Source organism: Rhodocyclus tenuis (assembly GCF_014197755.1).
Lineage (GTDB): Bacteria > Pseudomonadota > Gammaproteobacteria > Burkholderiales > Rhodocyclaceae > Rhodocyclus > Rhodocyclus tenuis.
Genome location: NZ_JACIGE010000001.1, coordinates 122,884 through 148,296 on the forward strand (window position 1 = coordinate 122,884; position 25,413 = coordinate 148,296).

22 protein-coding genes and 1 other RNA gene are annotated in these 25,413 nt (G+C 67.6%); 10 read left to right on the forward strand and 13 right to left on the reverse strand.

Annotated elements, in window-relative coordinates; translation table 11 throughout:
* Positions 1 to 24: 24 nt before the first annotated feature.
* From rsmA to pagP, 4 genes are read right to left on the reverse strand one after another with little or no spacing between them, the layout of a single operon-like run.
* Positions 25 to 840 carry a 16S rRNA (adenine(1518)-N(6)/adenine(1519)-N(6))-dimethyltransferase RsmA gene (rsmA, locus tag GGD90_RS00560; protein ID WP_153117075.1) on the reverse strand — a complete coding sequence of 272 codons (816 nt, stop codon included), beginning with the start codon at positions 838 to 840 and terminating at the stop codon, positions 25 to 27.
* Positions 837 to 1,949, reverse strand: a complete 1,113-nt coding sequence (pdxA, locus tag GGD90_RS00565; RefSeq protein ID WP_184414877.1) for a 4-hydroxythreonine-4-phosphate dehydrogenase PdxA — start codon at positions 1,947 to 1,949, stop codon at positions 837 to 839. The genes rsmA and pdxA overlap by 4 nt, the downstream gene beginning before the upstream one ends.
* A gap of 3 nt (positions 1,950 to 1,952) precedes the next feature.
* Positions 1,953 to 3,284: a peptidylprolyl isomerase gene (locus GGD90_RS00570; RefSeq protein ID WP_153117074.1), complete on the reverse strand. Its 1,332-nt coding sequence runs from the start codon at positions 3,282 to 3,284 to the stop codon at positions 1,953 to 1,955.
* Between the two features lie 10 nt (positions 3,285 to 3,294).
* Positions 3,295 to 7,272 (reverse strand): lipid IV(A) palmitoyltransferase PagP, encoded by a 3,978-nt coding sequence (gene pagP, locus GGD90_RS00575; protein WP_184414878.1) that lies wholly within the window; start codon positions 7,270 to 7,272, stop codon positions 3,295 to 3,297.
* Positions 7,273 to 7,510: 238 nt separating this feature from the next.
* On the opposite strand from pagP, the gene GGD90_RS00580 reads away from it, so the two are divergent.
* The 9 genes from GGD90_RS00580 to hemF all read left to right on the forward strand — a co-directional run bounded on the left by GGD90_RS00580 (position 7,511) and on the right by hemF (position 17,471).
* Positions 7,511 to 8,578 (forward strand): aminoglycoside phosphotransferase family protein, encoded by a 1,068-nt coding sequence (locus GGD90_RS00580; protein WP_407690638.1) that lies wholly within the window; start codon positions 7,511 to 7,513, stop codon positions 8,576 to 8,578.
* A complete protein-coding gene (gene murU, locus GGD90_RS00585; protein ID WP_153117072.1) occupies positions 8,578 to 9,351 on the forward strand; it encodes an N-acetylmuramate alpha-1-phosphate uridylyltransferase MurU in 774 nt (257 codons plus the stop codon). The genes GGD90_RS00580 and murU overlap by 1 nt, the downstream gene beginning before the upstream one ends.
* Before the next feature lie 53 nt (positions 9,352 to 9,404).
* On the forward strand, positions 9,405 to 10,739 hold the full coding sequence (locus tag GGD90_RS00590; protein ID WP_153117071.1) for an aminopeptidase P N-terminal domain-containing protein: 1,335 nt from the start codon (positions 9,405 to 9,407) through the stop codon (positions 10,737 to 10,739).
* Positions 10,732 to 12,087: an FAD-dependent monooxygenase gene (locus GGD90_RS00595; protein ID WP_228273748.1), complete on the forward strand. Its 1,356-nt coding sequence runs from the start codon at positions 10,732 to 10,734 to the stop codon at positions 12,085 to 12,087. The genes GGD90_RS00590 and GGD90_RS00595 overlap by 8 nt, the downstream gene beginning before the upstream one ends.
* Before the next feature lie 145 nt (positions 12,088 to 12,232).
* Positions 12,233 to 13,297, forward strand: coding sequence for a tRNA dihydrouridine synthase DusB (gene dusB, locus GGD90_RS00600; protein WP_153117070.1), 1,065 nt, complete (start codon positions 12,233 to 12,235; stop codon positions 13,295 to 13,297).
* Complete coding sequence (locus tag GGD90_RS00605; RefSeq protein WP_153117069.1) at positions 13,294 to 13,533, forward strand: helix-turn-helix domain-containing protein; 240 nt, start codon at positions 13,294 to 13,296, stop codon at positions 13,531 to 13,533. The genes dusB and GGD90_RS00605 overlap by 4 nt, the downstream gene beginning before the upstream one ends.
* A 63-nt stretch (positions 13,534 to 13,596) precedes the next feature.
* Positions 13,597 to 15,162, forward strand: coding sequence for a bifunctional phosphoribosylaminoimidazolecarboxamide formyltransferase/IMP cyclohydrolase (gene purH / locus GGD90_RS00610; RefSeq protein WP_153117068.1), 1,566 nt, complete (start codon positions 13,597 to 13,599; stop codon positions 15,160 to 15,162).
* A gap of 36 nt (positions 15,163 to 15,198) precedes the next feature.
* On the forward strand, positions 15,199 to 16,476 hold the full coding sequence (gene purD / locus GGD90_RS00615; RefSeq protein WP_153117067.1) for a phosphoribosylamine--glycine ligase: 1,278 nt from the start codon (positions 15,199 to 15,201) through the stop codon (positions 16,474 to 16,476).
* Positions 16,477 to 16,490: 14 nt separating this feature from the next.
* Complete coding sequence (gene hemF / locus GGD90_RS00620) at positions 16,491 to 17,471, forward strand: oxygen-dependent coproporphyrinogen oxidase (RefSeq protein WP_153117184.1); 981 nt, start codon at positions 16,491 to 16,493, stop codon at positions 17,469 to 17,471.
* 198 nt (positions 17,472 to 17,669) lie between these two features.
* Here hemF and GGD90_RS18365 read toward each other — a convergent pair whose 3' ends face one another.
* From GGD90_RS18365 to hemC, 9 genes are all read right to left on the reverse strand, one after another.
* Positions 17,670 to 18,053, reverse strand: a complete 384-nt coding sequence (locus tag GGD90_RS18365; RefSeq protein WP_407690637.1) for an AbiU2 domain-containing protein — start codon at positions 18,051 to 18,053, stop codon at positions 17,670 to 17,672.
* A gap of 49 nt (positions 18,054 to 18,102) precedes the next feature.
* Complete coding sequence (locus GGD90_RS18370) at positions 18,103 to 18,360, reverse strand: AbiU2 domain-containing protein (RefSeq protein WP_184414880.1); 258 nt, start codon at positions 18,358 to 18,360, stop codon at positions 18,103 to 18,105.
* A 140-nt stretch (positions 18,361 to 18,500) separates the two neighbouring features.
* Positions 18,501 to 18,758 (reverse strand): hypothetical protein, encoded by a 258-nt coding sequence (locus GGD90_RS00635; protein WP_153117066.1) that lies wholly within the window; start codon positions 18,756 to 18,758, stop codon positions 18,501 to 18,503.
* A gap of 32 nt (positions 18,759 to 18,790) precedes the next feature.
* Positions 18,791 to 18,852: hammerhead ribozyme type II (locus GGD90_RS00640), an RNA gene on the reverse strand.
* Positions 18,853 to 19,006: 154 nt separating this feature from the next.
* Positions 19,007 to 20,209, reverse strand: coding sequence for a DUF1615 domain-containing protein (locus GGD90_RS00645; RefSeq protein ID WP_221227610.1), 1,203 nt, complete (start codon positions 20,207 to 20,209; stop codon positions 19,007 to 19,009).
* 80 nt (positions 20,210 to 20,289) lie between these two features.
* Positions 20,290 to 21,513 carry a heme biosynthesis HemY N-terminal domain-containing protein gene (locus GGD90_RS00650; protein ID WP_153117065.1) on the reverse strand — a complete coding sequence of 408 codons (1,224 nt, stop codon included), beginning with the start codon at positions 21,511 to 21,513 and terminating at the stop codon, positions 20,290 to 20,292.
* A 60-nt stretch (positions 21,514 to 21,573) separates the two neighbouring features.
* Entirely contained in the window at positions 21,574 to 22,809 is a 1,236-nt protein-coding gene (locus GGD90_RS00655; protein ID WP_153117064.1) for a uroporphyrinogen-III C-methyltransferase, read from the reverse strand.
* Entirely contained in the window at positions 22,806 to 23,654 is an 849-nt protein-coding gene (locus GGD90_RS00660; protein ID WP_228273747.1) for a uroporphyrinogen-III synthase, read from the reverse strand. The genes GGD90_RS00655 and GGD90_RS00660 overlap by 4 nt, the downstream gene beginning before the upstream one ends.
* Positions 23,651 to 24,778, reverse strand: a complete 1,128-nt coding sequence (hemC, locus tag GGD90_RS00665) for a hydroxymethylbilane synthase (RefSeq protein WP_221227611.1) — start codon at positions 24,776 to 24,778, stop codon at positions 23,651 to 23,653. The genes GGD90_RS00660 and hemC overlap by 4 nt, the downstream gene beginning before the upstream one ends.
* Between hemC and GGD90_RS00670 the strand changes: the two genes are divergently transcribed.
* Positions 24,762 to 25,394, forward strand: a complete 633-nt coding sequence (locus tag GGD90_RS00670; RefSeq protein ID WP_153117063.1) for a methyltransferase domain-containing protein — start codon at positions 24,762 to 24,764, stop codon at positions 25,392 to 25,394. The two genes, hemC and GGD90_RS00670, sit on opposite strands and share 17 nt — an antisense overlap.
* The last annotated feature ends 19 nt before the right edge of the window (positions 25,395 to 25,413 follow it).

The window sequence follows — 25,413 nt, forward strand, 5'->3', positions numbered from 1 at the left end:
TTTGCTGTGAATTCTGTTGCGCGCTCAGGCGGCGGCTGGCGCCGGGGGCTGCGCGGCGAGCCAGTTGGCCAGCCGCACGTAGTCGGCGAGCGGCAATTCCTCGGCGCGGCGCGTCGGATCGATGCCCAGCGCGGCAAAGCCGGCGTCGCTGACGATTCCCTTGAGCGTATTGCGCAGCATCTTGCGTCGCTGGCCGAAAGCGGCGGCAACGACGCGCGCGAACAGCGCTTCGTCGACCGCCTGCCGGTCAGCCACCGGACGCGGAATCAGACGCACCACCGCCGAGTGTACTTTCGGCGGCGGGTCGAAAGCTTCCGGCGGCGCGTCGAGCAGCCAGTCGATGACGAAGCGGTAGCCGAGCATCACCGTCAGCCGGCCGTAATCGCTGCTGCCAGGTTCGGCGACCATGCGTTCGACGACTTCGCGTTGCAGCATGAAGTGCATGTCGCGCACGCTGTCGGCAAAGTCGGCAAGATGAAAGAGCAGCGGCGTCGAGATGTTGTACGGCAGGTTGCCGACGATTTTCAGATGACTGCCGGCAGCACGCGGCAAGGAAGCAAAGTCGAAGCTGAGCGCGTCGCCCTCGTTGACCGTCAGGCGTTCCGCCGGGAAGCGGCGGCGCAGGCGTGCGACCAGATCGCGGTCGATCTCGACGACGTGCAGGTGATCAACACGCGCTAGCAGCGGTTCGGTCAGGGCGCCGAGGCCGGGGCCGATCTCGACGACGCAGTCCTCACGGCGCGGCGCGACGGCGTTGACGATATCGCCGATCAGGCCGCGGTCGACCAGGAAGTTCTGGCCGAAGCGCTTGCGCGCGCGGTGTCCGGTGCCGGCGCTCATGGCGCCACCGTCGCACGCTGACCATGCCGCGCGGCGGCGCGGCGTGCCATCTCGATCGCCTGCTCGACGGCGACGAACAGGCTGCCCGGATCGGCGGTTCCCTTGCCGGCGAGGTCGAGCGCGGTGCCGTGATCGACCGAGGTGCGGATCACCGGCAGGCCGAGCGTGACGTTGATGCCGTGGCCGAAGCTCGCGTACTTGAGCGCGGTCAGCCCCTGGTCGTGGTACATGGCGAGAACGCAGTCGCCGCGCTTGAGTTGCGGCGGCGTGAACATGGTGTCGGCGGGCAAGGGGCCGATCAGGTCGAGGCCTTCGGCACGCAAGGCAGCGAGCGTCGGCGTGATCACCTCGATCTCCTCGCGGCCGAGGCAGCCGTCCTCGCCTGCGTGCGGGTTGAGTCCGGCGACGAGGATGCGCGGGTGCTCGATGCCGTACTTGGCGACCATGTCGGCGGCGATGATGCGCAGCGTCGTCGCCAGCGATTCGCGCGTGATCGCTGCCGGAACGTCCTTGAGCGGCAGGTGCGTCGTCGCCAGCGCGACGCGCAGGCCGCCGCCGGCGAGCATCATCACCACGCGCGGCACGCCGCAGGCGTCGGCGAGGTACTCAGTATGGCCGGTGAAGGGAACGCCGGCGGCGTTGATCACCGCCTTGTGCACCGGCGCGGTGACCATCGCGGCGAACTCGGGCGACTGACGGTCACTGCCGCGACAGCCGGCGAGCGCGCGGTCGAGCAGCGCCAGCACGTAGCGCGCATTGGCCGGATCGAGCCGGCCGGCGGTCGCCGGCGCCGCCAGCGGTAGCGACAGCACATCGAGCACGCCAGGCAGTGGTGGTGGCAGATGGCCGCTAGCCGCAGGCCACTCGCGCAGCAGGCCGGCAAAGCCGGTCTGCGCCGCGCGTCCGGCGAGCAGCGCCCGATCACATAGGACGACCACGCGCGCGCCACAATCGCGCGCCCAGTCGCGCTCGGCCAGGCGCAGGCACAGCTCGGGGCCGACGCCGGCCGGCTCGCCCGAAGTGACGGCAATCAGAGGCAGCGCGTCAGGCAGCAACACACGCGGCGACCCGGCTTCGCGCGCGGCGGCACTGGCAGCGGAGTCGGGCATCGCCTAGCGCTCTTCCAGACGCAGTTCGACGTAGGCGCGATCGCGCGCCTGACGCAGCCAGTCCTGATAGGCCTCGTCGAACTTGCGTTCGCGCAATGCCTGCCGCGCCGCCATGCGCTGGCGGTCGCTGGAAACGTCCTGCACGCGCCGCTCCTGCACCTCGATCAGGTGGAATCCGAAAGGCGACTGCACCGGCTGGCTGAGCTGGCCTGGCGCCAGTTCGTTCATCGCGCGCTCGAATTCGGGAACGGTATCGCCGGGATAGATCCAGCCGAGGTCGCCGCCCTTCGGCGCCGAGCCGTCCTGCGAATAGAGCCGCGCCAGTTCGGCAAAATTGCCACCGTTGAGCAGCCGCTCGCGCAAGCCTTCGAGCTTGTGCCGCGCCTCGGATTCGGAAACGACCTCATTGACCTTGATCAGGATGTGGCGAACGCGCGTCTGCTGCACCGCCGGCACCTCGGCACCGCCGCGTCGGGCGACGAGCTTGACGAGGTGGAAGCCGTTCGAGCTGCGCAGCAGCGCCGAAGTCTCGCCGGCTTTCAACTGCGTCGCCGACTCGGCAAAAATCGCCGGCATTCGGTCGAGTGCGCGCCAGCCAAGATCGCCGCCGGTGAGACCATCGGGCGCGTCGGAATAGGCGGCGGCAAGCTGGGCGAAATCCTCGCCCTTCTTCAGTCGCTCGAGCACCTGTTCGGCGCGTGCCTTGAGCCTCTGGATCTGCTCCGGACTCGCCGCTTCCGGTGAGCGGAAGAGGATGTGCGCCAGACGGAATTCCTCGGTCTGCCCACGCTGCGAAGCATCGCCGGCGAGGTAGTTGTCGATTTCGCCTTCGGAAACGGCGATCTTGTTCTCGACTTCGCGCTCGCGCACGCGGGCGATGGTGATTTCCTCGCGGATTTCCTCACGGAAACGCGCGAAAGCGATGCCGTCGCGCGCCAGTGTCTCGCGGAACTGCGCCAGTGACATGCGGTTGTTGGCGGCGATGCGCTGCAAGGCCTGATCGAGCTGCGCATCGTCGATGCGCAAGCCGGTGTCGCGCGCGTACTGCAACTGGATGCGGTCCATCACCATGCGTTCGAGCATTTGCCGCAGCAGCACCTCCTGCGGCGGCAACGGCGTCCCTTGTCGCCTGAGCTGGCCCTGCGCCGAATCGAGGCGCGCGCGCAACTCGTTGAGCGTGATCACCTCGTCGTTGACCACGGCAACGATGCGGTCGGCCATCGCCGGTTCGGCTCGCGGCGCGGCAAAGGCGGTCGGCGCCTGGCAGAGGACGGCCGCGCCAAGAACGGCAGCGAGAAATGCCCGCAGGGGACGGAAATGGCGGGGAGCGTTCATGCAGTCTTCCTCATTGACCGAAAACGGGGTCGGCGGTCGGCTGATTGATCAGGCCATAGCCCTGGATGTTGCGCTTGAGAACGTCGAGCGGATTGGAACCGATGCGTGAGAAATCGTTGAGTTCGAGCTGCACGAAGAAGGAAGACGACGCCGTCCCCGACGTCGTCGCCAGGCGCTGGCCAACAACGCGCAGCACCCAGCAGCCGCCGTTATACTCGAAACCGGCAATGTTCTGGATCGGCTGCTGGTCCTTCAGCGAGTAGTTCATGCGGCCGACGGCATACCAGCCGCCGCCGATCGGCCACTGCCCGGAGAAATCGACCTGCTTGATCTGGTCGCGGTTGAAGCGGTAGGCGGCGTTGAAAACCTTGCCCGGCTCGGGCAGGTAGCGCCCGCCGAGCGTCATCCGCTCGCTGCGCGCCTGCTCGACGTTGTACTGCATCGCCGCGTCGGCATAAATCTTCGGCCCGACCTCACCCGAGACGGCGGCAAGCAGGTCGGACTTGGTCCAGATGCGTTTTTCACCGTCGGTGTTATTGAGCGTCACCTGCTGGCTGCTGAAGTAGTAGCGCTGGCCAAGCATCGCGCGTATCACTTCGCGTCCGCTGTCCGGCGCGATCAGGCGCGAAGTAAGAGCCGCGGTCAGCTGGTTGGCGTCGTTGAAGCGATCCTGCCCGGTAAACTGGTTTTCGGCGAAGATCTGCGCGAAATTGAAGTCGGCGAGCGCGCTGTCGAACAGCGGAATCTTGCTCTGGTCCTGATAGGGAACATTCAGGTAGAAGAGTCGCGGCTCGAGCGTCTGCGTAAAGTTCTTGCCCAGCCAGTCGAGCGGACGCTCGAAAGTCATGCCGGCATCGACCGAGAAGACCGGCAGCGTGCGGTTGATCGAATCGGGCACGTCGGCGCCCTGCCGCGTCAGCGACCAACTGGTTGCGTGCACGCCGATCTTCGGCGTCACGTACCAGCCGGGCTGGATGAAAGGCAGCGCGACCTGCGGGTAGACGACCAGACGTTTTGCCTCGGGCTTCGTCGGATCGGCATTCGAGAACGCGGTGTACTGGCCGAACAGCGAACTGTCGGTGTTGTACCAGTCGGGCTTGCGTGCGTTGAAAGTGACTTGCGGAACAAGGTTGTACGGCCGCGTCACGCTAACCGTCGGATCAGGCTGCAGTGTCTGGTAAGACTGCACGTTGAGCGTCGTCGTCCACCAGCCGCTCGGCGCCCAGGTGAGCATGCCCTGACGCAGCAGTTGCGTTTGCGAGGTGCTGCCAATGCGGCTGGAAAGATCCGTGTAGTAGTTGTCGTCGGAAACACGGTTGTAATTGATCATGCCCGAGAGGCCCGGCGCCAGCGCTTGCGTGTGCATCAATGACAGACCGTAGCGGTTCTCGTTGCGCATCATGTCGTTCGGCAGCAGCTCCAGCCGAGCCTGACCCAAATAGCTCGTATCGAGGTAGCGGAACTCGCTGTTCACCTGCAGACCGCGCTTGCTCAGCACGCGCGGCGAGATCGTCGCGTCCATGTTCGGCGCGATGTTCCAGTAATACGGGACGGTGAAATCAAAACCACCTTGGCTCGTGGAACCGAAGGTCGGCGCGAGAAAGCCTGACTTGCGCTGGTTGTTGAGCGAGAAGGTCAGCCAGGGCGAATAGAGGATCGGCACGTCCTTGAAATACACCCTGCCGTGGCGACCTTCTCCCACCTCGCGGTCGTAGTCGAGCTTCATCTCGCTGGCTTGCGCGTACCAGGAGTCGTTGCCCGCCTTGCAGGTGGTGTAGGTGCCGTCGGTGATGCGGATCTGGTTCTCGCCTTCGAAGTCGATGCGCTCCGCTTCGCCACGCCCCTCAACGGCAGCGCGGGGCCCAAGCGAACCAAGTGATGGCGTGAACGCATCGAAGTTCTCGGATGTCGCGTAAGCCGAAGGAACGAGCGGACCCGAGCTCCCGTAGGATCTCTTGTAAGACCCTGTTTCGGTGCCTCCTGTCGTCGCCGTAAAGAAAGCATTGCCACCACCGAGAGTACTTCCTCCGTTTGCCAAAGGAGAGGAGGCCGACGCTCCAAGCGTGGGCGTGCCAAGAAGTTTCGGCTGCCGCTTCAAGGTGTAGGCCGGCTGTTCGAAAAAGCCGACCTGATCCTGCAGACGCAGGCGCATGTGCGGACCGCTGATGACGTCGTCGCCCTGCAGCAGCAGAACATCGCCACTGGCGTCAATCTCGTCGTTGATCGGCCAGTAGGTCAGCTGATCGGCGTTGACCACGGTGCCAACCTTGCGCAACTCGGCGTCGCCCTCGGCGACCATCTCGGTCTCGGCCTGGCCATACATGCGCTCGGCAGTCAGGAATACCGGACGCGGCTCGTCGCTCTTTGCCAGTGGCGTCAGGCGCTTGGCCGGGCGCAATGCCAGCGGCGGCAGATCGTCGGGCACTTCCTCCTCGTCGCGCGGCCCGGTTGCCGGCACCAGGGGCGGCAGGAGTTCTTGCGTCGGCGCCAGCGACGGCCGTTCGCTGCCGGTACCGGTAATCGCCGGCAGCGGCGTCGGTGACGGCATGCCGCCCGTGCTCGCCGACGGATAGCGCAGCGACGAAGCGCTGATCGACTGCGGCGAGCGATACGGACCGGCGACCATTTCAGCGCGTGGCTCGGGCTGCGCCGGTGCCGGTGCCGGGGTGCCGATCGCCTCTCCCGGCTTGCCCAGCTCCCACTTGAACCAGAAGAAGAAGATGTTGCCGGCGCCCTTTTTGCCAGGCATGAAGGCGGTTTCGACGCTGAGGTTCTTGTAGCCAAGCGACGCGATCGGCAGCACGCCAGGAAAAGGCACGTAGCCAAACACGTCGGAACGCGACATCAGGAAAGCCGTATAGCCGAGCCCGAGGCGTACATCGTCGACCGGTCGCCAGAAGGTCTTCCAGCCGTAACCGGCCATGTACTGCGGTTTGAAGTGCGAGTCCTGGAAAGCCATCGTGTAAATGCCTTCCCAGTTGCCCTTCTCGTTGTACAGGCCGCGACCGATACCGAAACCGAGAGGTTTTTCCTGATAGCCGGCGATCTGCTCCTGCGTATAGGAACTGCGCAGGTGATAGGTGTGGAAAGGCAGGTAGAACTCGAGCGTGCCGACGTCCCAGACGTTCTTCAGCGGCTTCCACACCGGGTCGTACCAGGATCCGGAGGCGGGCGCACCGGCCTCGCTGGCAGCAGCCCGTGCCGTCGCGCCGGTAGCGCGCGCACGGCGCGAGCTTGTTGCAGGCCGGGAACTCGCACGCGCGTCGCCGGCTACCGCAGTTGCCACAGGCGGAGCACCGCCGCCATCGCTGACGTACGCGACCGACGCAGGAAGTCCGAGCAGCGCAGGATCGACGCGCAAGGGCGCCATCGAAGACGGCGCAGCGCCGGCAACACGCGGCGTTCCCGTGCTGGCAACACTGGCCGAACGCGGCACCGAATACTCGCGGCTGCGTTCGGCCGGGCGAACTGCCGCAGCTGCGCTCGCAACCGGCGCAGCCAGCGCCGGCGCGACGACCACTGGCGCCACTGGCAGCGGCCTGTCCTGGCTTGACCGGTCGGCGCTGGCTGCATCCTCCGCGCGCGGCGGACGCACAGGCAGCACGACAGGTCCCGGCTCGCCCGCAGGTACGGCGGCAGCTGACGGAATGGCGCCCGGTGAGGCACGGCGCGCGACGGCCTTGGTCGCCGAACGTCCCGTATCCGCTGACACGTCGCCGGTGCCGGCAGCCGATCCGGCGCTGCTCCCGGCAACGTTCGCCGCCGCACCGCTACGCTCTTCGACCGCCGGCGCCTGCACCGGCTTGACTTCGGCGCGCGGCGCTGGCTTGACCGGCTCGGGTGCCGGCAGACCGAGCAAGGTCGGATCGACGCGTAACGGCGTCAGCCCCTGCGCCGCGAGCGGCGTGGCAAAACCACCGACCACCGCGCCGGAGAAGGCACAGCAGACGAAGATCGCCATCGGTCTGGCGCGAAAGGGAAGAGTCATCCGGAAATTCCGCCGTTCTGGGTGGGCAGGAAGCGTGTCGGCAGTAGGGGACAGGGAACTGTAGCCTCGAAAGCACCTGCCGGCGGCGGCCAGCCAAGCAGGTGTAAAATCGGCGCATTTTAGCATCATCAAAGCGCTTGATCCGGCCGCGCCAGCTGGCATTCCGTGACATTTTGCGACGCTGCGCCAACGCCCGCCCGAAGCAAGCACGATGCGCCCGCCTTTCCGGAGAAACCCGATGAGCCAGCCAACGCAGGACAAGGCCGAGATTTTGTCCGCAAACCCCGCCACCGATGTGCGCAGCCAGACCATGCACGCCTGGCTTGCAGCGCAGCTTGCTGGCGAGGACTGGCAGATCGCGCCGGCTTCGGCCGACGCCAGCTTCCGCCGCTACTTCCGCGTCAACCTGCCCGACGGGACGACGCGCATCGTCATGGACGCGCCGCCGCCGCAGGAAGACTGCCGGCCCTTCCTCGACATCGGCGCGCTGTTCCGCGCCGCCGGCGCCAACACGCCCGAGGTTTTCGCCGCCGATGTCGAACAAGGTTTCCTGCTGCTCGCCGACCTGGGTCAATGCACCTATCTCGACGCGCTCAGCGTCGAGCCGGCGGCGGCGCCGGTGCTTTACGGCGAGGCGCGCGCGGCGCTGATCGCCATCCAGCGCGCCAGCCGCCCCGGCGTGCTGCCGGCCTACGACCGCGAACTGCTGGCACGCGAACTGGCGCTGTTCCCCGACTGGTATCTGGCCCGCCACCTCGGCATCACGCTCGACGCCACGCAGCAGCAAGCGCTCGCCGGCGCTTTCGCCACGCTGCTCGACTGCGCGCTGGCGCAGCCGCAGGTGTTCGTGCATCGCGACTATCACTCGCGCAACCTGATGGTCTCCGGCGACGCCTTCCCGGCCTCGCCCGGCGTGCTCGACTTCCAGGACGCCGTTTTCGGCCCGGCCAGCTACGACGTCGTTTCGCTGTTCCGCGACGCCTACATCGACTGGGACGAAGAGCAGGAGCTCGACTTCGTCATCCGCTACTGGGAGGAAGCGCGCCGCGCCGGCCTGCCGCTGCCCGCCGAATTCCACGAGTTCTACCGCGACTACGAGTGGATGGGCGCGCAGCGCCAGCTCAAGGTGCTCGGCATCTTCGCCCGCCTCAATTACCGCGACGGCAAGGACGGCTACCTGAAGGACATGCCGCGCGTTGCCGCCTACCTGCGCCGCGCCTGCGAGCGTTACCGCGAACTGCTGCCGCTGGCGCGCCTGCTCGACGTGATCGAGAACCGGCAGACGGTGCTCGGCTTCCACGTCTGATGAAGACGCTGATCTTCGCCGCCGGCCGCGGCGAGCGCATGCGCCCGCTCACCGACACGACGCCGAAGCCGCTGCTCGTCGCCGGTGGCAAGCCGCTGATCGTCTGGCATCTAGAACGGCTGGCCGCTGCCGGCCTGACCGAAGTGGTGATCAACTGCGCGCATCTCGCCGACAAGCTTGAGGCGGCGCTCGGCGATGGCAGCGCCTTCGGCGTCGCCATCCGCTGGTCGCGCGAACCGGCAGGCGCGCTCGAAACCGCAGGCGGCATCGCCTGGGCGCTGCCGCTGCTCGGTGCAGAACCCTTTCTCGTGATCAACGGCGACGTCTGGTGCGACTGGGACGTCGCCCGGGCGCCGGCGATCGGCAACGCGCTCGCCACGCGTGGCCACGACGCACATCTGCTCATGGTCGACAACCCGCAGCAGCATCCGGGCGGCGATTTCTTGCTTGCTGACAAGGCGCTGCGTTTTGCGAGGGATGCCGCGCCGACGCTGCGCGCGAGCGACCGGGGAACAACTGCGGAGACACTTCTGCCAGCAGCGCCCGGAACGCTCACCTACGCCGGCATCGGCGTCTTCTCGCCGGCACTGGTCAGCGGTGTCGAACGCGGCGCGGTGATGAAGTTGCGGCCGCTGCTCGACGCCGCCATCGCTGCCGGCCGGCTCGGCGGGGAACGCCACACCGGCCGCTGGGTCGACGTGGGGACACCCGAACGCCTGGCCGAACTCGACCGCGCGCTGCGCACTTCACTGGCCTCCGCAGCCGGCGCTTGAGCCGCACCCAGCCAGCACTTCTCCCGCCCTGCCCCGCCGGAAAACACGCGCCAATGACCAACACTGCCAACCCGCAAGCCAGCACTCACACGCCGTTCCTGAACCGCCGCCAGCGCCTGCTGGCGCAACTCGGCGACGGCGTTGCCATCGTGCCGACGGCGCCGGAGCGCGTGCGCAACCGCGACACGCACCACCCCTACCGTTTCGACAGCTACTTCTGGTACCTCAGCGGTTTCCCCGAACCCGAAGCCGTTCTCGTCCTGCTCGGCGCCAGCGGCGCTGCGCCGGCGCGCTCAGTGCTCTTCTGCCGCAGCAAGAACGTCGAGCGCGAAACCTGGGACGGCTTCCGCTACGGCCCGGAAGCAGCGAAAGACGCCTTTGCCTTCGACGAAGCCTGGCCGATCGAGGAACTCGACAACCGCCTGCCCGAGCTGATCGCCGACCGCGAAACGCTGTGGCACTCCTTCGGCGACGACAGCGCCTGGGATGCACGCATCTTTTCGGCGATGGCGACGGTACGCGGCATGGCGCGCGCCGGCCGTCGGCCACCGCGCACGCTGCAGGACCTGCGTGCGCCGCTCGACGCCATGCGTCTGCTCAAGGACCGGCACGAAATCGAAGTCATGCGCCGCGCCGCCGACATCGCCTCGGCCGGCCACGCGCGTGCCATGCACGCCTGCCGGCCGGGAATGGCCGAATACGAGCTGGAAGCAGAACTGACGCACGAATTCCGCCGCCGCGGCGCCGACGGTCACGCCTACTCGCCGATCGTCGCCGGCGGCGCCAACGCCTGCATCCTGCACTACGTCGACAATCGCCGCCTGCTCGCCGACGGCGCGCTGGTGCTGATCGACGCCGGCTGCGAAGTCGAGGGCTACGCCGCCGACATCACGCGGACGTTTCCGGTGAATGGCCGCTTCACACCGGCACAGCGCGACGTCTATGAGATCGTGCTTGCCGCACAGGCCGCCGCCGTCGCCGCCATTCGCCCCGGCGTGCCGTTCGCCGCTTACCACGACGCCGCGCTGCGCGTGCTGACGCAGGGACTGATCGACCTGAAGATTCTCGCCGGCAGCGTCGATGGTGTGATCGAGTCCGAGGCCTACAAACCCTGGTACATGCACCGCACCGGCCACTGGCTCGGCCTTGACGTGCACGATGCCGGCGACTACAAGCAGGGCGAGGCGTGGACGACGCTGGCGCCGGGGATGACGCTGACCGTCGAGCCCGGCCTCTACCTGCGCCCCGGCGAGGGCGTGCCGGCGGAACTGACCGGCATCGGCATCCGCATCGAGGACGATGTGCTGGTCACCGCCGACGGCGCGCATGTCTACACGACGGCGCCGAAGAGCATCGCCGACATTGAGGAAGTGATGCGCCGTGACTGAGGCAGCGCCTTCGCCACACACCGGCTGCGCGCAGGCGCCCGGCGCGACGAATCCACCCGCCGCGGCGGTGGCCAATGTGCCGGAACGCTACGACGTTGCCATCCTCGGCGCCGGCCCGGTCGGTCTGGCCTTGGCGACGGCACTGCTCGCCAGCGGGCAGCCGCTGCGCATCGCGCTGCTCGACCGGCGCGGTGAAGGCGCCGGTCGCGATGATCCGCGCGCGCTGGCGCTCGCCGCCGGTTCGCGGCAGATCCTGCAGCGCCTCGGCGCCTGGCCGGCCGCTGAAGCGACGCCGATCCGCGAAATCCACGTCTCGCAGCGCGGCGGCTTCGGCCGTACGCTGATCGACGCCAGCGACGCCGCACGGCAAAGCACGGCATCGGCCGGGCAGGCGCTCGGACATGTGTTGCGCTACGGCGCGCTCGTTTCGTCGCTGGAACAGGCGCTGACTGCGGCGAGCACAAACGCCAGCGGTGGCGCGTGCCTCAGTCGTCACGCGCAGACCTGCGTCACCGCGATCAAGCACGGCGCTGCAGTGTTGACGCTGAGCCTGCGCGATGCGCAGCGCAACTGGCCGATCGAAGCGGCGCTCGTGGTGCACGCCGAGGGAGTCGCCGACGCAGAAGGCATCGAATACTGGGGCCGCGATTACCGGCAGGTCGCCATCGTCGCCGAAGTGACGCCTAGCCGTGCGCACGGCGGCCGCGCCTGGGAACGCTTCACCGGCGACGGCCCGCTCGCGCTGCTGCCGCTGGGGCGCGAACTCTCGCTCGTCTACACGACGAGCAGCGAACGCGCGCCGGCGCTGCTGGCGCTCGACGACACGGCTTTTCTCGCGACACTGCGCGCCGATTTCGGCGGCCGCCTCGACTTTGCCGCGATCAGCCCGCGCACTGCCTTCCCGCTCGCCCTGCGTGCGCGCCGGCAGACGGTCGGCGAACGCCAGGTATGGATCGGCGCCGCCGCGCAGAACCTGCACCCGGTTGCCGGCCAGGGTTTCAACCTTGGCCTGCGCGATGCCTGGGTGCTGGCTGACGAGATTGCCACCGCCTTCGCCAGCACATTCGCTGCTGACGAGCCTTCACGCCCAGCCAGCAGCGCAACTGGCGCCCCGCCCGACGTCGCTACCTGCCTCGCCCGCTACCAGCGCCGGCGACGCAGCGACCGTCTCGGCACCATCGCCTTCACCGACGGCCTGCTGCGCGTCTTCAGCCTCAGGCTGCCGGCTGCCGCCGCCGTACGTGGCGCCGCCCTGCTGGCGCTCGACCTGCTGCCCGCGCTGCGCCGTCCGCTCGCCCGTCGCCTCGCGCGGGGCGCCATCGACGCGCCGGCGCGGCACGGTAATTGACTATTTTTTAAGCGGCGAAAAGAGTAGAATCCGCGCCTTCCCGGCAGTTCCCGACGCGTGCGCAGACGCTGCGCACGCGCTTTGCGTACCCGCCTGGCACCGCCCATATTTCGCCGTTTTGCCGCCTCCGACACAGCCGCCCGCGATGAATTACCTCGGATTTTCCCTGCGCAACAATCTCTTCGTCGCACCGATGGCGGGGGTGACCGATCGCCCGTTCCGCCAGCTGTGCAAGACGATGGGCGCTGGCCTCGCGGTCTCCGAGATGGTTACGTCCAACTCGCTGCTCTACGGCAGCGCCAAGACGCAGCGCCGCGCCAATCATGAAGGCGAAGTGGCGCCGATCGCCGTGCAGATCGCCGGCGCCGACCCGCGCATGATGGCTGACGCCGCCCGCCACAACGTCGACCGTGGTGCGCAGATCGTCGACATCAACATGGGCTGTCCGGCGAAGAAGATCTGCCACGTGATGGCCGGCTCGGCGCTCTTGAAGGACGAGCCGCTGGTCGGTCGCATCCTCGAAGCCGTCGTCAATGCCGTTCCGGGAACGCCGGTGACGCTGAAAATCCGCACCGGCTGGGACAAGACCAACCGCAACGCGCTCAACATCCTGCGCATCGCCGAAGCGAGCGGCATCCGTGCGCTCGCCGTTCACGGCCGTACGCGCGCCTGCGGCTACAGCGGCCACGCCGAATACGACACCATCGCCGCGGTGAAGGCCGCCGCGTCGATTCCGGTCGTCGCCAACGGCGACATCACGACGCCGGAAAAAGCGCGCGCGGTACTTGATGCCACTGGCGCCGACGCGCTGATGATCGGCCGCGCCGCACAGGGCCGGCCGTGGATCTTCCGCGAGATCGAACACTACCTCGCCACCGGCGAGAAGCTGCCGCCGCCGCGCGTCGCCGAGATTCACGCCATCCTGCGCGCGCACCTCGAAGACCTGTACTCGTTCTACGGGGTCGATACCGGCGTGCGCGTCGCGCGCAAACACATCTCCTGGTACACCAAGGGACTGGTCGGCTCGGCGGCTTTCCGCCACGCCATGAACCAGCTGCCGACGATAGACCTGCAACAGCAGGCAGTCGACGATTTCTTCCTGGCGCTCGGCACGCACGGCGAGCATCTCAGCTACATCGACGAGCCGGCTGCTGCCGGCTTTATTGACACCGACAACAGCAATCCAGCCTGGGGAGGGCTGGCCGCATGAAAAAGAGTACTGACATTTCGGCGTGCGTTTCCGGCGCGCTGGAAAACTACTTCGTCGACCTCGACGGCGAAAAACCGGCCGGCATCTACGACATGGTGCTGAAGAGCGTCGAACGTCCGATGCTCGAAATCGTTTTACGTCAGGCCGGTGGTAACCAGACACTGGCCGCCGAGATGCTCGGCATCAACCGCAACACGCTGCGCAAGAAACTGGTCGACTACAACCTGCTCGCCTGAACGCCGGCTTCACGACCCGACTCTCCCGACTGACCACTCCCGACTTCCGAGTCCCGACACCCCATGAAAATCCGTCAAGCCCTGATCAGCCTTTCCGACAAACGCGGCGCGCTCGACTTCGCGCGCGGCCTCGCCGCGCAGGGCGTCGCCCTGCTATCGACCGGCGGCACCGCCAAGCTGCTGCGCGACGCCGGCCTCGCCGTCACCGAGATCGGCGACTACACCGGTTTCCCGGAAATGCTCGACGGCCGCGTCAAGACGCTGCACCCGAAGGTGCACGGCGGCATCCTCGCCCGCCGCGACCTGCCCGAACATCTGGCGACGATCGCCGCGCACGACATTCCGCAGATCGACCTCGTCTGCGTGAACCTCTACCCCTTCCGCGAAACGATTGCCAAGCCCGGCGTGACGCTCGATGAAGCCATCGAGAACATCGACATCGGCGGCCCGGCGATGGTGCGCTCGGCAGCGAAGAACCATGCAGCGGTCGCCATCGTCACCGACCCGGAAGACTACGCCAGCCTGCTCGCCGAAATGGCGGCCAACGACGGCGCCCTCTCCGACGCGACGCGCTTCAATCTTGCCAAGAAGGCGTTCACGCACACCGCGCGCTACGACAGCGCCATCGCCAACTGGCTGACCTCGCTCGACGACGCCAACGTGCCGCAAACCTTCCCGAAAGCGCTGCAGTTCGCCTTCGACCGCGTCGAGACGCTGCGTTACGGCGAAAACCCGCACCAGCAGGCGGCGTTCTACCGTGACCCGCAGCCGGTCGAGGGCGGCATCGCCAGCTACGTGCAGCTGCAGGGCAAGGAACTCTCGTACAACAACATCGCCGACGCCGACGCCGCCTGGGAATGCGTCAAGACCTTCGGCGCGCCGGCCTGCGTCATCGTCAAGCACGCCAACCCCTGCGGCGCCGCCATCGACGGCAAGCTGCTTGGCGCCTATGAAAAGGCGTTCAAGACCGACTCGACCTCGGCCTTCGGCGGCATCATCGCCTTCAACGGCACAGTCGACGTCGACGTCGTCGCCGCCATGAGCGAGCGCAAGCACTTCGTCGAAGTACTGATCGCCCCGGCGTTCACACCGGCGGCGAAGGAACTGCTCGCCGCCAAGCAGAACCTGCGCGTGCTCGAAGTGCCGCTCGCCCGCGCGCTGCAGGCCTTCGAGCTGAAGCGCGTCGGCGGCGGCCTGCTGGTGCAGACGCCGGACGCCTTCAACGTGCAGGCGTCCGACCTGCGCGTGGTGACCAAGAAGGCGCCGACCGACGCGCAGATCGAGGACCTGCTCTTCGCCTACCGCGTCGCCAAGTTCGTCAAGTCGAACGCCATCGTCTTCTGCGGCGGCGGCATGACGCTCGGCGTCGGCGCCGGCCAGATGAGCCGCGTCGATTCGACCAAGATCGCCAGCATCAAGGCGCAGCACGCCTGCCTTGAACTGCAGGGTTCGGTAGTCGCCTCCGACGCCTTCTTCCCCTTCCGCGACGGCGTCGATGTGCTCGCCGCCGCCGGTGCCGCAGCGGTGATCCAGCCGGGCGGTTCGATGCGCGACGAGGAAGTCATCGCCGCCGCCGACGAACACGGCCTGGCCATGGTACTCACCGGCGCCCGCCATTTCCGTCACTGATCGCTCACCGATTCGCCTCTGATTTCCGGGAAAACCATGAAAATCCTCGTCATCGGCTCCGGTGGCCGCGAACACGCACTGGCCTGGCGGCTGGCCCGCTCGAACGGCGTGCAGAAGGTCTATGTCGCACCGGGCAACGCCGGCACCGCGCATGAGCGCTACGTCGAGAACCTGCCGATCACCGACCTCACGGCGCTCGCCGACTTTGCCGAACGCGAGAAGATCGCGCTCACCGTCGTCGGTCCGGAAGCGCCGCTCGCCGGTGGCGTGGTCGATATCTTCCGCGCGCGCGGACTGAAAATCTTCGGCCCGACCAAGGCCGCCGCCCAGCTCGAAAGCTCGAAGGACTTCGCCAAGCGCTTCATGGCGCGGCACAAGATTCCGACCGCCGCCTTCGAAACCTTCACCGATGCCGCTGCCGCGCACGCCTACCTCGACCGCCACGGCGCACCGATCGTCATCAAGGCCGACGGTCTCGCCGCCGGCAAGGGCGTCGTCGTCGCGCAGACGCTTGAAGAAGCGCACGCCGCCGTCGACGACATGCTCGCCGATAACAAGCTCGGCGCAGCCGGCGCGCGCGTCGTCATCGAGGACTTCCTCGACGGCGAGGAAGCCAGCTTCATCGTCATGGTCGACGGCCGCAACGTGCTCACACTCGCCTCGAGCCAGGACCACAAGCGCATCGGCGACGGCGACACCGGCCCCAACACCGGCGGCATGGGCGCCTACTCGCCGGCACCGGTGGTCACGCCGGCGGTGCACGCGCGCGTCATGCGCGAGATCATCCTGCCGACGGTACGTGGCATGGCGGCCGACGGCATTGCCTTCACCGGCTTCCTCTACGCCGGGCTGATGATCGGCAAGGACGGCACGGTGAAGACGCTCGAATTCAACTGCCGCATGGGCGACCCGGAAACGCAGCCGATCATGATGCGTTTGAAGTCCGACCTGGTGCGTCTGTTCGAACACGGCATCAACGGCACGCTCGACCAGGTCGAAGCCGAATGGGACACGCGCGTCGCGCTCGGCGTCGTGCTCGCCTCGGCCAACTACCCGGACACGCCGCGTCTCGGCGACCCGATCAGCGGCCTGCCCGGCGCCGACGGCATCGGCGAGGACGCGCATGTCTTCCACGCCGGCACGCGCGAGGTCGACGGCCGCATCGTCACCAGCGGCGGCCGCGTGCTCTGCGTCACCGCGCTTGGCGTCAATGTGCGTCAGGCACAGAAGCGCGCCTACGAAGCGGTTGCGCGCATCCACTTCGACGGCATGCAGATCCGTTCGGACATCGGCCACCGGGCGCTCAGCCGATGAGCGAAGCCGCCGGAATGCCGCATGTTCCGGACGGCGAAAACGCCTGCGCGGCTGCCGCTCGCCGGGCCAGCCCCGTCGAAGCCTGGTTCCGCGAACTGCAGCTGCGTCTGGTTGCCGCCTGCGAAGCGCTCGAAGACGCCGACGGCAGCCGCGGCGGACGTTTCGTCCGCGACGCCTGGCAGAAACCGGCCGGCGCTGGCGTCCTCAGCGGCGGCGGGCTGACCTGCGTCATCGAAGGCGGCCGCGTTTTCGAACGCGGCGGCGTTGCCTTCTCCAAAGTCAGCGGCGCGGCGCTGCCGGCCGCAGCCACCGCCGCCCGCCCGCATCTGGCCGGTTCGCCGTTTTCGGCGATGGGCGTCTCGCTGGTGCTGCACCCGGAAAACCCCTACTGCCCGACCGCGCACCTCAACGTGCGCGCGCTTGCCGTCACCCCGGCCGACGGCGAGCCGTTGTGGTGGTTCGGCGGCGGTTGCGACCTGACGCCCTACTACCCGTTCGAAGACGACATCCGCCAGTTCCACGGCACACTGAAGAGCGCGCTGGCGCCCTTCGGCGACGACGTCTATCCGCGCCTGAAGCAGGACTGCGACGCCTACTTCACGCTGCCGCACCGCAAGGAGCCGCGCGGCGTCGGCGGCGTCTTCTTCGACGATTTAGACGATCGCGATGCCGGCGGCTTCGAGCGCTGCTTCGCGCTCACGCGCGCCGTCGGCGACGCCTTCATTCCCGCCTACCTGCCGCTGCTCGAACGCCGCCAAGCCACGCCCTACGGCGAACGCGAACGCGACTTCCAGGCCTACCGCCGCGGCCGCTACGTCGAGTTCAACCTGATCTGGGACCGCGGCACCCTGTTCGGCCTGCACGGCGACGGCCGCACCGAATCGATCCTGATGTCGATGCCGCCGCTCGTGCGCTGGCGTTACGACTGGCAGCCCGAACCCGGATCGGCGGAAGCGAAGATTTACGAGCTGCTGCCGCCGCGCGACTGGGTTTGAGCTGGTTGATTCGCGCAACTCACCTGAGCCCCCCTGCAGGATCGAGTAACTCCGAACGGCCCAATGTGGCCATGTTCGCCAGAGCAAAGGGGGGCTAACGCTCCAGAAAAGCCGGATCCAGCACCTGTAAGCACGCAATGTATCGCCTGCCTGCAGCTGGGTCCTAGAGGCGCACCTTTGAGGTAGGGGTAGGCCGCACTACAGCGGATCAGGCTTAAGTGCGCTTGATGGCAGTTCCCCACTCTTGACGCGGGCGAAGCGGTCCTCTTCATAGCGTAGGCCGTCACGGATTACGTACAAGAGATTAGCTGCATCTGTATCTCCCTGCCGAAAATCAAACATGGTTGTCGAGTCAAAATAATGTCGCGAAACCAAGTTGAGCAGTTGACCGAGACTAGCTATCGCCACCTTAACGGACGCACGGGACACAGGCGCGAGCGGCTCAGGATTGATACCTACGGCCAAGTCAAGATCGCGATGTGCCAAGCGCCTGTTTCGCCAGTCTCTGGCGAACTCGCAGGAGGAGAGAGCCTCGCTTGCGAGAGCATCAGCGTTTGCGGCGATCGGCGCCGACGCCAACACCAACGCCTGCGACAGACGACGAAGGCTTAGGTTTGCCCTTCCCGAGGACTTAGGGGGGGTCGGTCAGTCTGGCCAAGTGAAGAAGTACATCGTCGAGGAGCGAGTCTTGGAAAGTTCGGAAAAATGACGGCGCGGCGCGATTTAGCAGCTCAATGCGCTCTGGACTCGTTCCAAAGAGTTCGACGTACTGGTTCCACTTCTTGTTGATCCACGCAACCTCCTGCCAAAGAGCACTGTAGACCTTCCCGATCTCGCCTCCCATAACAGCGATGTTGTCAGCTTCAGCTTGGGCTGCAGTTCGTTCCATGTGAGGAAGGGTGTGCCTAGCGTCCAACGTTGGCGCCGCCTGAAGAGGCGCGGTGGCGACAGTGCACCACACAGGACATTAAACCGCCAAAGGCGTGGCCAATATTTGCGTCCGCTTGACCTAGCAGTTAAGCAGCGGCGCTAACCTGTAGCTGTCTTGGCGCCCATGCTGCTGCTGATAAAGTACGAACTCCCACGATTCTTTTCGCCCGACTTGCACGGGCTCATCAGCAGGGTAACCCTGGAAGGGAGGTGGGCCTCCCAAGACGCGATGACGCGCCCCTTAATGCGTTTTGCCAATGTGATTACCTCACGAATAGCCTTCTTCACCATAAGCAAACCCTCCTTTCCGCTGAACTCAGACAGCCAAGCAATGCACTCCGAAACGACGAATTCCACGAAAAAGCTCATGGAGTCAAAACAAAGATAAACATAGCCTGCCATCATCAGTCTCAGGAGGCCACCTCTGAGAGACACCAATCGTGTTTCGGCGCGTTCATTTTAGCGCTCTACGGCGCTCGTTATAGTGCTCTGGCTAACATTGGACGTGAAGGGCAGCCCGAACCGGGATCGCCAGAAACGAATATCTACGAGTTGCTGCCGCCTCGCGACTGGGCCTAGCGGCGCATCAGAGCGGCGGCGCCGCATCAGCGCGGTAGCGCCGTTTCCGGCGCCAGCGCCAGGCAGCGGTGCATGCGCGCATCGACGCGCTCGGCGAACCACGCGGTGGTCAGCCGACGCTGGATTTTCGGACTCTTGAGCACGATCCCCGGCAGCAGCGCGCGCGGCAAGGGTGTACCGCGGGCGGCGTCGGCCAGTGCGAAGACGCGGCGATAGAGCCTGCTGCCGTCGAATTCGGCGGTCTTTTCCAGAAGCAGATCGGCGTCGATCGCCTCGCGACCGAGTTGCAGGCGCGGCGCCAGCGAACGCAGCGCGAGCTGCGTCGCGCTCGGCGGATCGGTGCGCGGCGTCGCCCCCTCGTAGCGCAGCAGATCGCCGTCGGCGGCGAGCCGGGTGCCGGAAAGCAGCGCGACGGCCTGCTGAAAAGCCGCGTTGCGGCTCGAGTAGCGGCCGCTGTTGAAATCGGCGAAGCGATAGATCGGCTGGTCGTACGCCGCCGGGTAATCGAGCAGGAAGGCGATGCCGAAATAAAGACCGCCGCGGCGCGAGAACATCTCTGCGCGCCAGTCGCCGTTGTGCAGATACGGGTAGCGGCGCGCGCGTACCTGCTGTTCGGCGAAGTCGATCGCCACCTGCATGGCGCCGGCGGTGTGCACCGGATTGTGGTTGCCGAGCAGCTGCCTGCCGAGCGGAACGCGGCCAATGAAATCCTCGAAGGTCTCGCTCAGGTCGCGCTCGCTGCGCGCCTGCGCGATGCGCTGGCGGTAGCTGCGGCCGTCGGATGAAGGGAGCTTCAACACGGCGTCGAGCGCCCACTGCGGAACCGCCGCCGCGCGCCGGCGCGTTTCGATCTCGCGGAATGCCGCCGCGCCGAGGCCGGCCACCGGCGGGTCGGCGTGAAATCCCGATTCCTGCTCGATAACCGCGACGACGGCGCAGATGTTCTCAGCAGACGGCGCAATGTGCAGGCTGGCGAAAGCGGTGTAGATGTCGGTCGCCCAGCCGTCGCGGTCGGCCAGCCCCGCGGGGAGACGGCGAGCGACCAGCGCGCGGCCTTCGCTGACGCCGACGCTGACCGGCGGCGCGGCGACGCGCGCTTTCACCGGCGGCGGCGAGGCTGCGGCCGGTAGCGCTGCTGGCGACACTGACGGAGACGCGGACGGTGCTGGCGTCGGCGGCTGTTCGCGTACCGGTGCCGGTGTGTTCGTCGCGCATGCGGCGAGGCCCAAGCAGAGCGCCAGCGCGCAGACCGAACGAGGGTGCGGGGAAAACGTCATCGACAGCGGGAAAGGAAGGACAGAACCGGCGATCACCCGACCAGCTGCGCCGCGGCGCGATAGTGCGGCATCGCCTCTTCGGTGCGCCCGGTATCCTCGAACAGGCGCGCCAGCGCCAGCCGGGCGCGGCGATGGTCACCGGGCGAGAGCGCTGCCGAGCGCGCCAGCGCCGCTTCGAGATAGCTCTGCGCCTTGCCCCACAGCCGCTGCGTCAGGCACAGGCGGCCGAGCACCAGCAGCAGCGCCGCGTCGTCGGGACGCGCCGCCAGCCAGCCTTCGGCGCGGGCGATGCGCGCCGTTGCCTCGCCGCCGGCGAACTCGCCGTAAATCTGCAGCAGCGCGGCACCGGCGCGGTCGTCGGGCGCGTCGCTGCCGGGCTGCGGCCAGGCGGCGTCGAGTTGCGCGGCGATCAGCCGCTCGGCCTCGTCGCTGGCGCCGAGATCGACGAAGGCTTCGGCGAAAGCCTGCGCCAGCCGCGGCGTCATTTCCTCGCGCGGCAGACGGCGGCGGTAGTCGAACAACTGCGGCAGGTCCTTGCGATAGACGCGGACGTTCTCGCGGTGCGCGTGCAGGCGGATTTCGGCGGCGGCGGTTGCCGACAGCGCTTCGCGCTTTTCGAGCAGGCGCACCAGCCGCAGCGTTTCGTCCCACTGCGCCATCGCCTGCTGCGCGCGCAGTTCGAGGCGCAGCGCTGCCAGATGGCGGCCGGCGATCTGTTGCAGGCGCTGCAAAACAGCGATCGCCTCGGCCGGACGGCGCTGGTCGAGGTGCATCTCGGCTTCGAGCATCAGCCGCGCCGCCTGCAGATGCTTGTCGCCGTCGTCGATGCGCGCCAGCCATTCCTGCTGGCGCAGCGGGTCACGCATGCGCTGCGCCGCGCGCGCGGCAACAAGCGCGGCCAGCTGCGGCGACTCGCCGGCGGCGTGCGCCGCCGACGCGTTCTTCAGCGCCTGACCGAAACGCCCTTCGAAAAGCAGGCGGACGGCGTCCTGAAACGACTGCACACCGCGCAGTTCGCGCTGCCGCTGACGGAATTCGCGCGCGCGTTGCGGCAGCGACAAGGCCAGCGCGCCGGCCCGCAGGGCGGCGTAGAGCGCGGCAAAACCGACGATGATCAGGACGATGGCAAGGTTGAGCGAAACCTCGGCGCGATAGGGCGGAAAAACCAGCAGCACGTAGCCGTCGTTGAAGCGCGCGGCCAGCGACGCGCCGACGGCCAGCGCGAAGAGCCCGAGCAGCCAGAACAGGCCTCTCACCGTGCGCCTTTCACCGCGCCGCCGATGCCGATGCCGACGCCGCGAGCGTGCGCTGCGCGCTCACTTGCGCTCCCGCGCCAGCTGCAGGTTGCGGATCGCCGACAGCGACTCGTTCAGCGTCGGCAGCTGGATGTCGATCTCGGCGCCGGCGAGCTGCTTCATCTGCCCCTGCGCCGCCTGCACCGCGGGATCGCGGCCGTCGAAGTAGCGCTCGAGCCAGTCCTGCGTGCGCTTGAGTTCGTTGCGAAAGCTCGTCTGGTCGCGCGACAGCAGCGCCAGACGCGCATTGAGCAGGTGCAGGCGCAGGTTTTCGCGCAGGAAGAAAGACTGCCCCGGTGCCAGCAGCACCGCCTCGTCGCGATCAAAGCGCTGGATGCGCACCAGACTGCGGAATTCGCGCCACAGCTCGCTGGCGAAACGATGGACGATGGCCAGAGCGGCATTGCCGTCGGCGGCGCCTTCTTCCGTTGGCACCGGCGTCTGCGTTTCGGCGCGCGGCCGCGCGTCGATCGCCAGCGGCAGCGAGTCGACGGCGATCAGCACCGATTCCAGACGCAGGTTCATCCCCGGCAGATCGGCCAGCGGCAGCGTGCGCAGCTGCTCGAGGTCGTGATTGATCGCCTTGCGCAGCGCCAGCAGCTGCGGCCGGCCGCCGGCGGCGAGGCGGCTGTCGGCGGTCTGCAGTGCAGCGACGGCGCCGCGCACGTTGCCCGACAGCTGCAACTGCTGCGCGGCGAGGGTGACGTTCTGTTCGACTTCGGCGAGCGCCCATTCGTCGCGGCTGCGCGCCAGATCCTGGAAGAGCTTTTCCAGCGTTGCCTGCTGGCTCTGCGATTCGGCGATCTTCGCTTCGAGCGCGCCGAAGCGTTCCTGCAGCGCCGCCGTGCGTTCCTCGGCCTGCCGCGCCAGTGCGCGCGTTTCGGCGGCGCCGGCGTCGTTTTCGGCAAGACGGCGGGCGAGCTCCTGCTGCGTGCCGGAGATTTTCAGCCGCGTTTCGACCCACTGCCAGCCGGCCAGCGCCAGCGCGATCAGCGCGACGATAAGCCAGGGATTGCGCCAGGCCGAGGCAGCGGCGGCGCGGCGCGGCGGCGGCAGGGCGAACGCGGAAGGACCAGCGGCAGGAGCAGCGGGCGACGACGGTAGCGGCGAAGACCTGGCGCCGGCGGCAGCGCCTGCGCTTGCAGCTTGGCCGGCAGCGGCAGCCGCCGCGGAATCAGCGGCAGTGTTGACCTCGGATTCGGCGGCGGGCGCTGCCGTCAGGGCAGCCTTGGGAGAAGAAGTGTCATCCTGGCTCATTGCCGCCAATTATAGGCACAGAGTCCGGCAATGATGCCGGCATCGGCCGGTGCGGTCAGGATGGTTTGCGTCAGGCCGAGAGCATGTGCCGCCTCGGCGATGCGCTGGTGCGGCACGAAGAGCAGCGTTTCCGCCAGCCGCTGCCGGTCTTCGGCGTCGAGCAGCTCGTGGAGGTTGCGCAGGCCCTCGCTCGACGAGACGGTGATCGCGTCGAAGCAGCCCGAATCCCACAGGTCTTTCAGCGGTGCCGAGCCACCCGCAGGCACCGAACGGTGATAGCAGGTGATGCAGTCGACGCGGGCGCCGCGCGCGCGCAGCGTGTCGGCGAGCAGCTCGCGGCCGCCGTTGCCGCGAAAGATGGCAACGCGCTTGCCAGCGACGGCGTCGGCCTGCATTTCGGGCAGTTCGAGCAGCGCTTCCGAATCGAATCGCGTCGTCGGCGCCAGTGTTGGTGCGACGCCCAGGTTGGCCAGCGCGGCAACGGTACCGCCACCGACGGCAACCGCATTCAAGCCTGCGGGCCATGGGCCGCGGGAGAGGATCGCCGGCGCGCTGTAGGCGACGGCGTTGGGGCTGATGAACACCGCCAGCGCGTAATCGTCGAGCGCGGCAAGCGCTGCCGCCAGCGGCGCCGGATCGTCGGCGGCGCTGATTTCGAGCACCGGGAAGATCACCGCTTCGCCGCCCGCCGCCTCGATCATCGCCGCCAGACCGGCAGCCTGCGCGCGCGGCCGGGTGACGACGACGGTGACGCCTTGCAGCGGCATCCTCATCGGGCGGCCGTGCGTGTCGCCGGGTGCGCCGGAAAATCCTTCCTCACTGGCAAAGTACCAGCGCGAAGTCATTGCGTTGCGGTGTGCGTCGCCAGTTGCGCGAGAATCGCGTCGGCGCCCTGTTCGCGCAGCATTGCCGCGAGCTTGAGGCCGATCGCTTCGTCGTCCGCGCGCGCGCCGCGCAGTTCGGCGCAGACCATCTGCTTGCCGTCGGGCGTGGCGACAAAGCCGCGCAGCCAGAGCTGGCCGTTGTCGATGATCGCGTAGCCGCCGAGCGGCACCTGGCAGCTGCCGCCGAGGGCGCGCGAGAAGGCGCGTTCGGCACGCACACAGTGCGCCGTGTCCGGGTCGTTGAGCGTGGCGACGATGGCTGCCGCGTCCGGGCGATCGGCCGGAATCTCGATGCCGAGCGCGCCCTGGCCGGGAGCCGGCAGCGACTGCTCGGGCGTCAGCACCGAACGGACACGGTCCTTGAGACCCAGACGGATGAGGCCGGCGGCGGCGAGGATGATCGCGTCGTATTCGCCGGCGTCGAGCTTCTTCAGACGTGTGTCGAGGTTGCCGCGCAGGCTCTTGATCACCAGTTGCGGGTAACGCGCACGCAGCACCGACTCGCGGCGCAGGCTCGAGGTACCGACGATGGCGCCAGCCGGCAGGTCGTCAAGCGCGGCGTACTTGTTGGAGACAAAGGCGTCGAACGGCGTTTCGCGTTCCGAGATGGCGGCCAGTACGAAGCCTTCGGGCATGACCATCGGCACATCCTTGAGCGAATGCACGGCGAGGTCGGCGCGGCCTTCCTGCATGGCGACTTCGAGTTCCTTGATGAACAGGCCCTTGCCGCCGATGGTGGCCAGCGGCTTGTCGAGGATCTGGTCGCCCTGCGTCGTCATGCCGAGAATCTCGACTTGTGACTGCGGATACAATGCGGCGAGACGTCCTTGCACATGAACGGCCTGCCACATGGCGAGACGCGATTCGCGCGATGCGATGACGATGCGGGAAGGAGTGGAAGTTGAGGAGTCCAAGGCGAGTTCTCTGTAGGTTCGTCGAAAGCGCGGCAGCAGGCCGCAATGCGCGCGAGATTCTACCACGCCAGCCGGCAGCGTCTCGCCGGCAGGTAGCGGTGACGCCTTGCCGGCAGAAGGCGCCGCTGTCTTGCCGGACTGAAAGCGCAGCACGATGAGCGAACCTGCCATTTCCACCAAGCCGGCGCACCAGCGGCCCGAGTTGCCGGACTTCTGGGACAAGCGCTTCCGCGAGGGAACGACGCCGTGGGAAGGCAGCGCGGTGGCGCAAGCGCTGCGCGACTTCGCACAGACCTATATGGCACGGCACGCCGGCGGCCAGCGGCGCGTGCTCGTTCCCGGCTGCGGCAGCGCGCGCGACGCCGGCTGGCTTGACGCCGAGGGCTGGCAAGTGACCGCGCTCGACTTCTCGGCGGCGGCGGTCGACGCCGCACGCGCGACGCTCGGCGACGGTTTTCGCGGCCAGCTCGTCTGCGCCGACTTCTTCCGCTTCCAGCCCCCGGCGCCTTTCGCGGTGGTACTCGAACGCGCCTTCCTCTGCGCGCTACCGCGCGCCTGGTGGCCGGACTACGCGCGGCGCATGGCCGAACTGCTGCCGGGCGGCGGCGTTCTTGCCGGGCACTTCTTCATCGCCGAGCAGCCGAAAGGCCCGCCCTTCGGCATCCGGCAGGCGGAGCTCGACGCGCTGCTCGGCGAAGCTTTCGCGCTGCGCGACGACCAGCCGGTGACGGATTCGCTGCCGGTCTTTGCCGGCCGCGAGCGCTGGCAGGTGTGGGAACGCCGCTGAACGCGGCAGGCACGCCGGA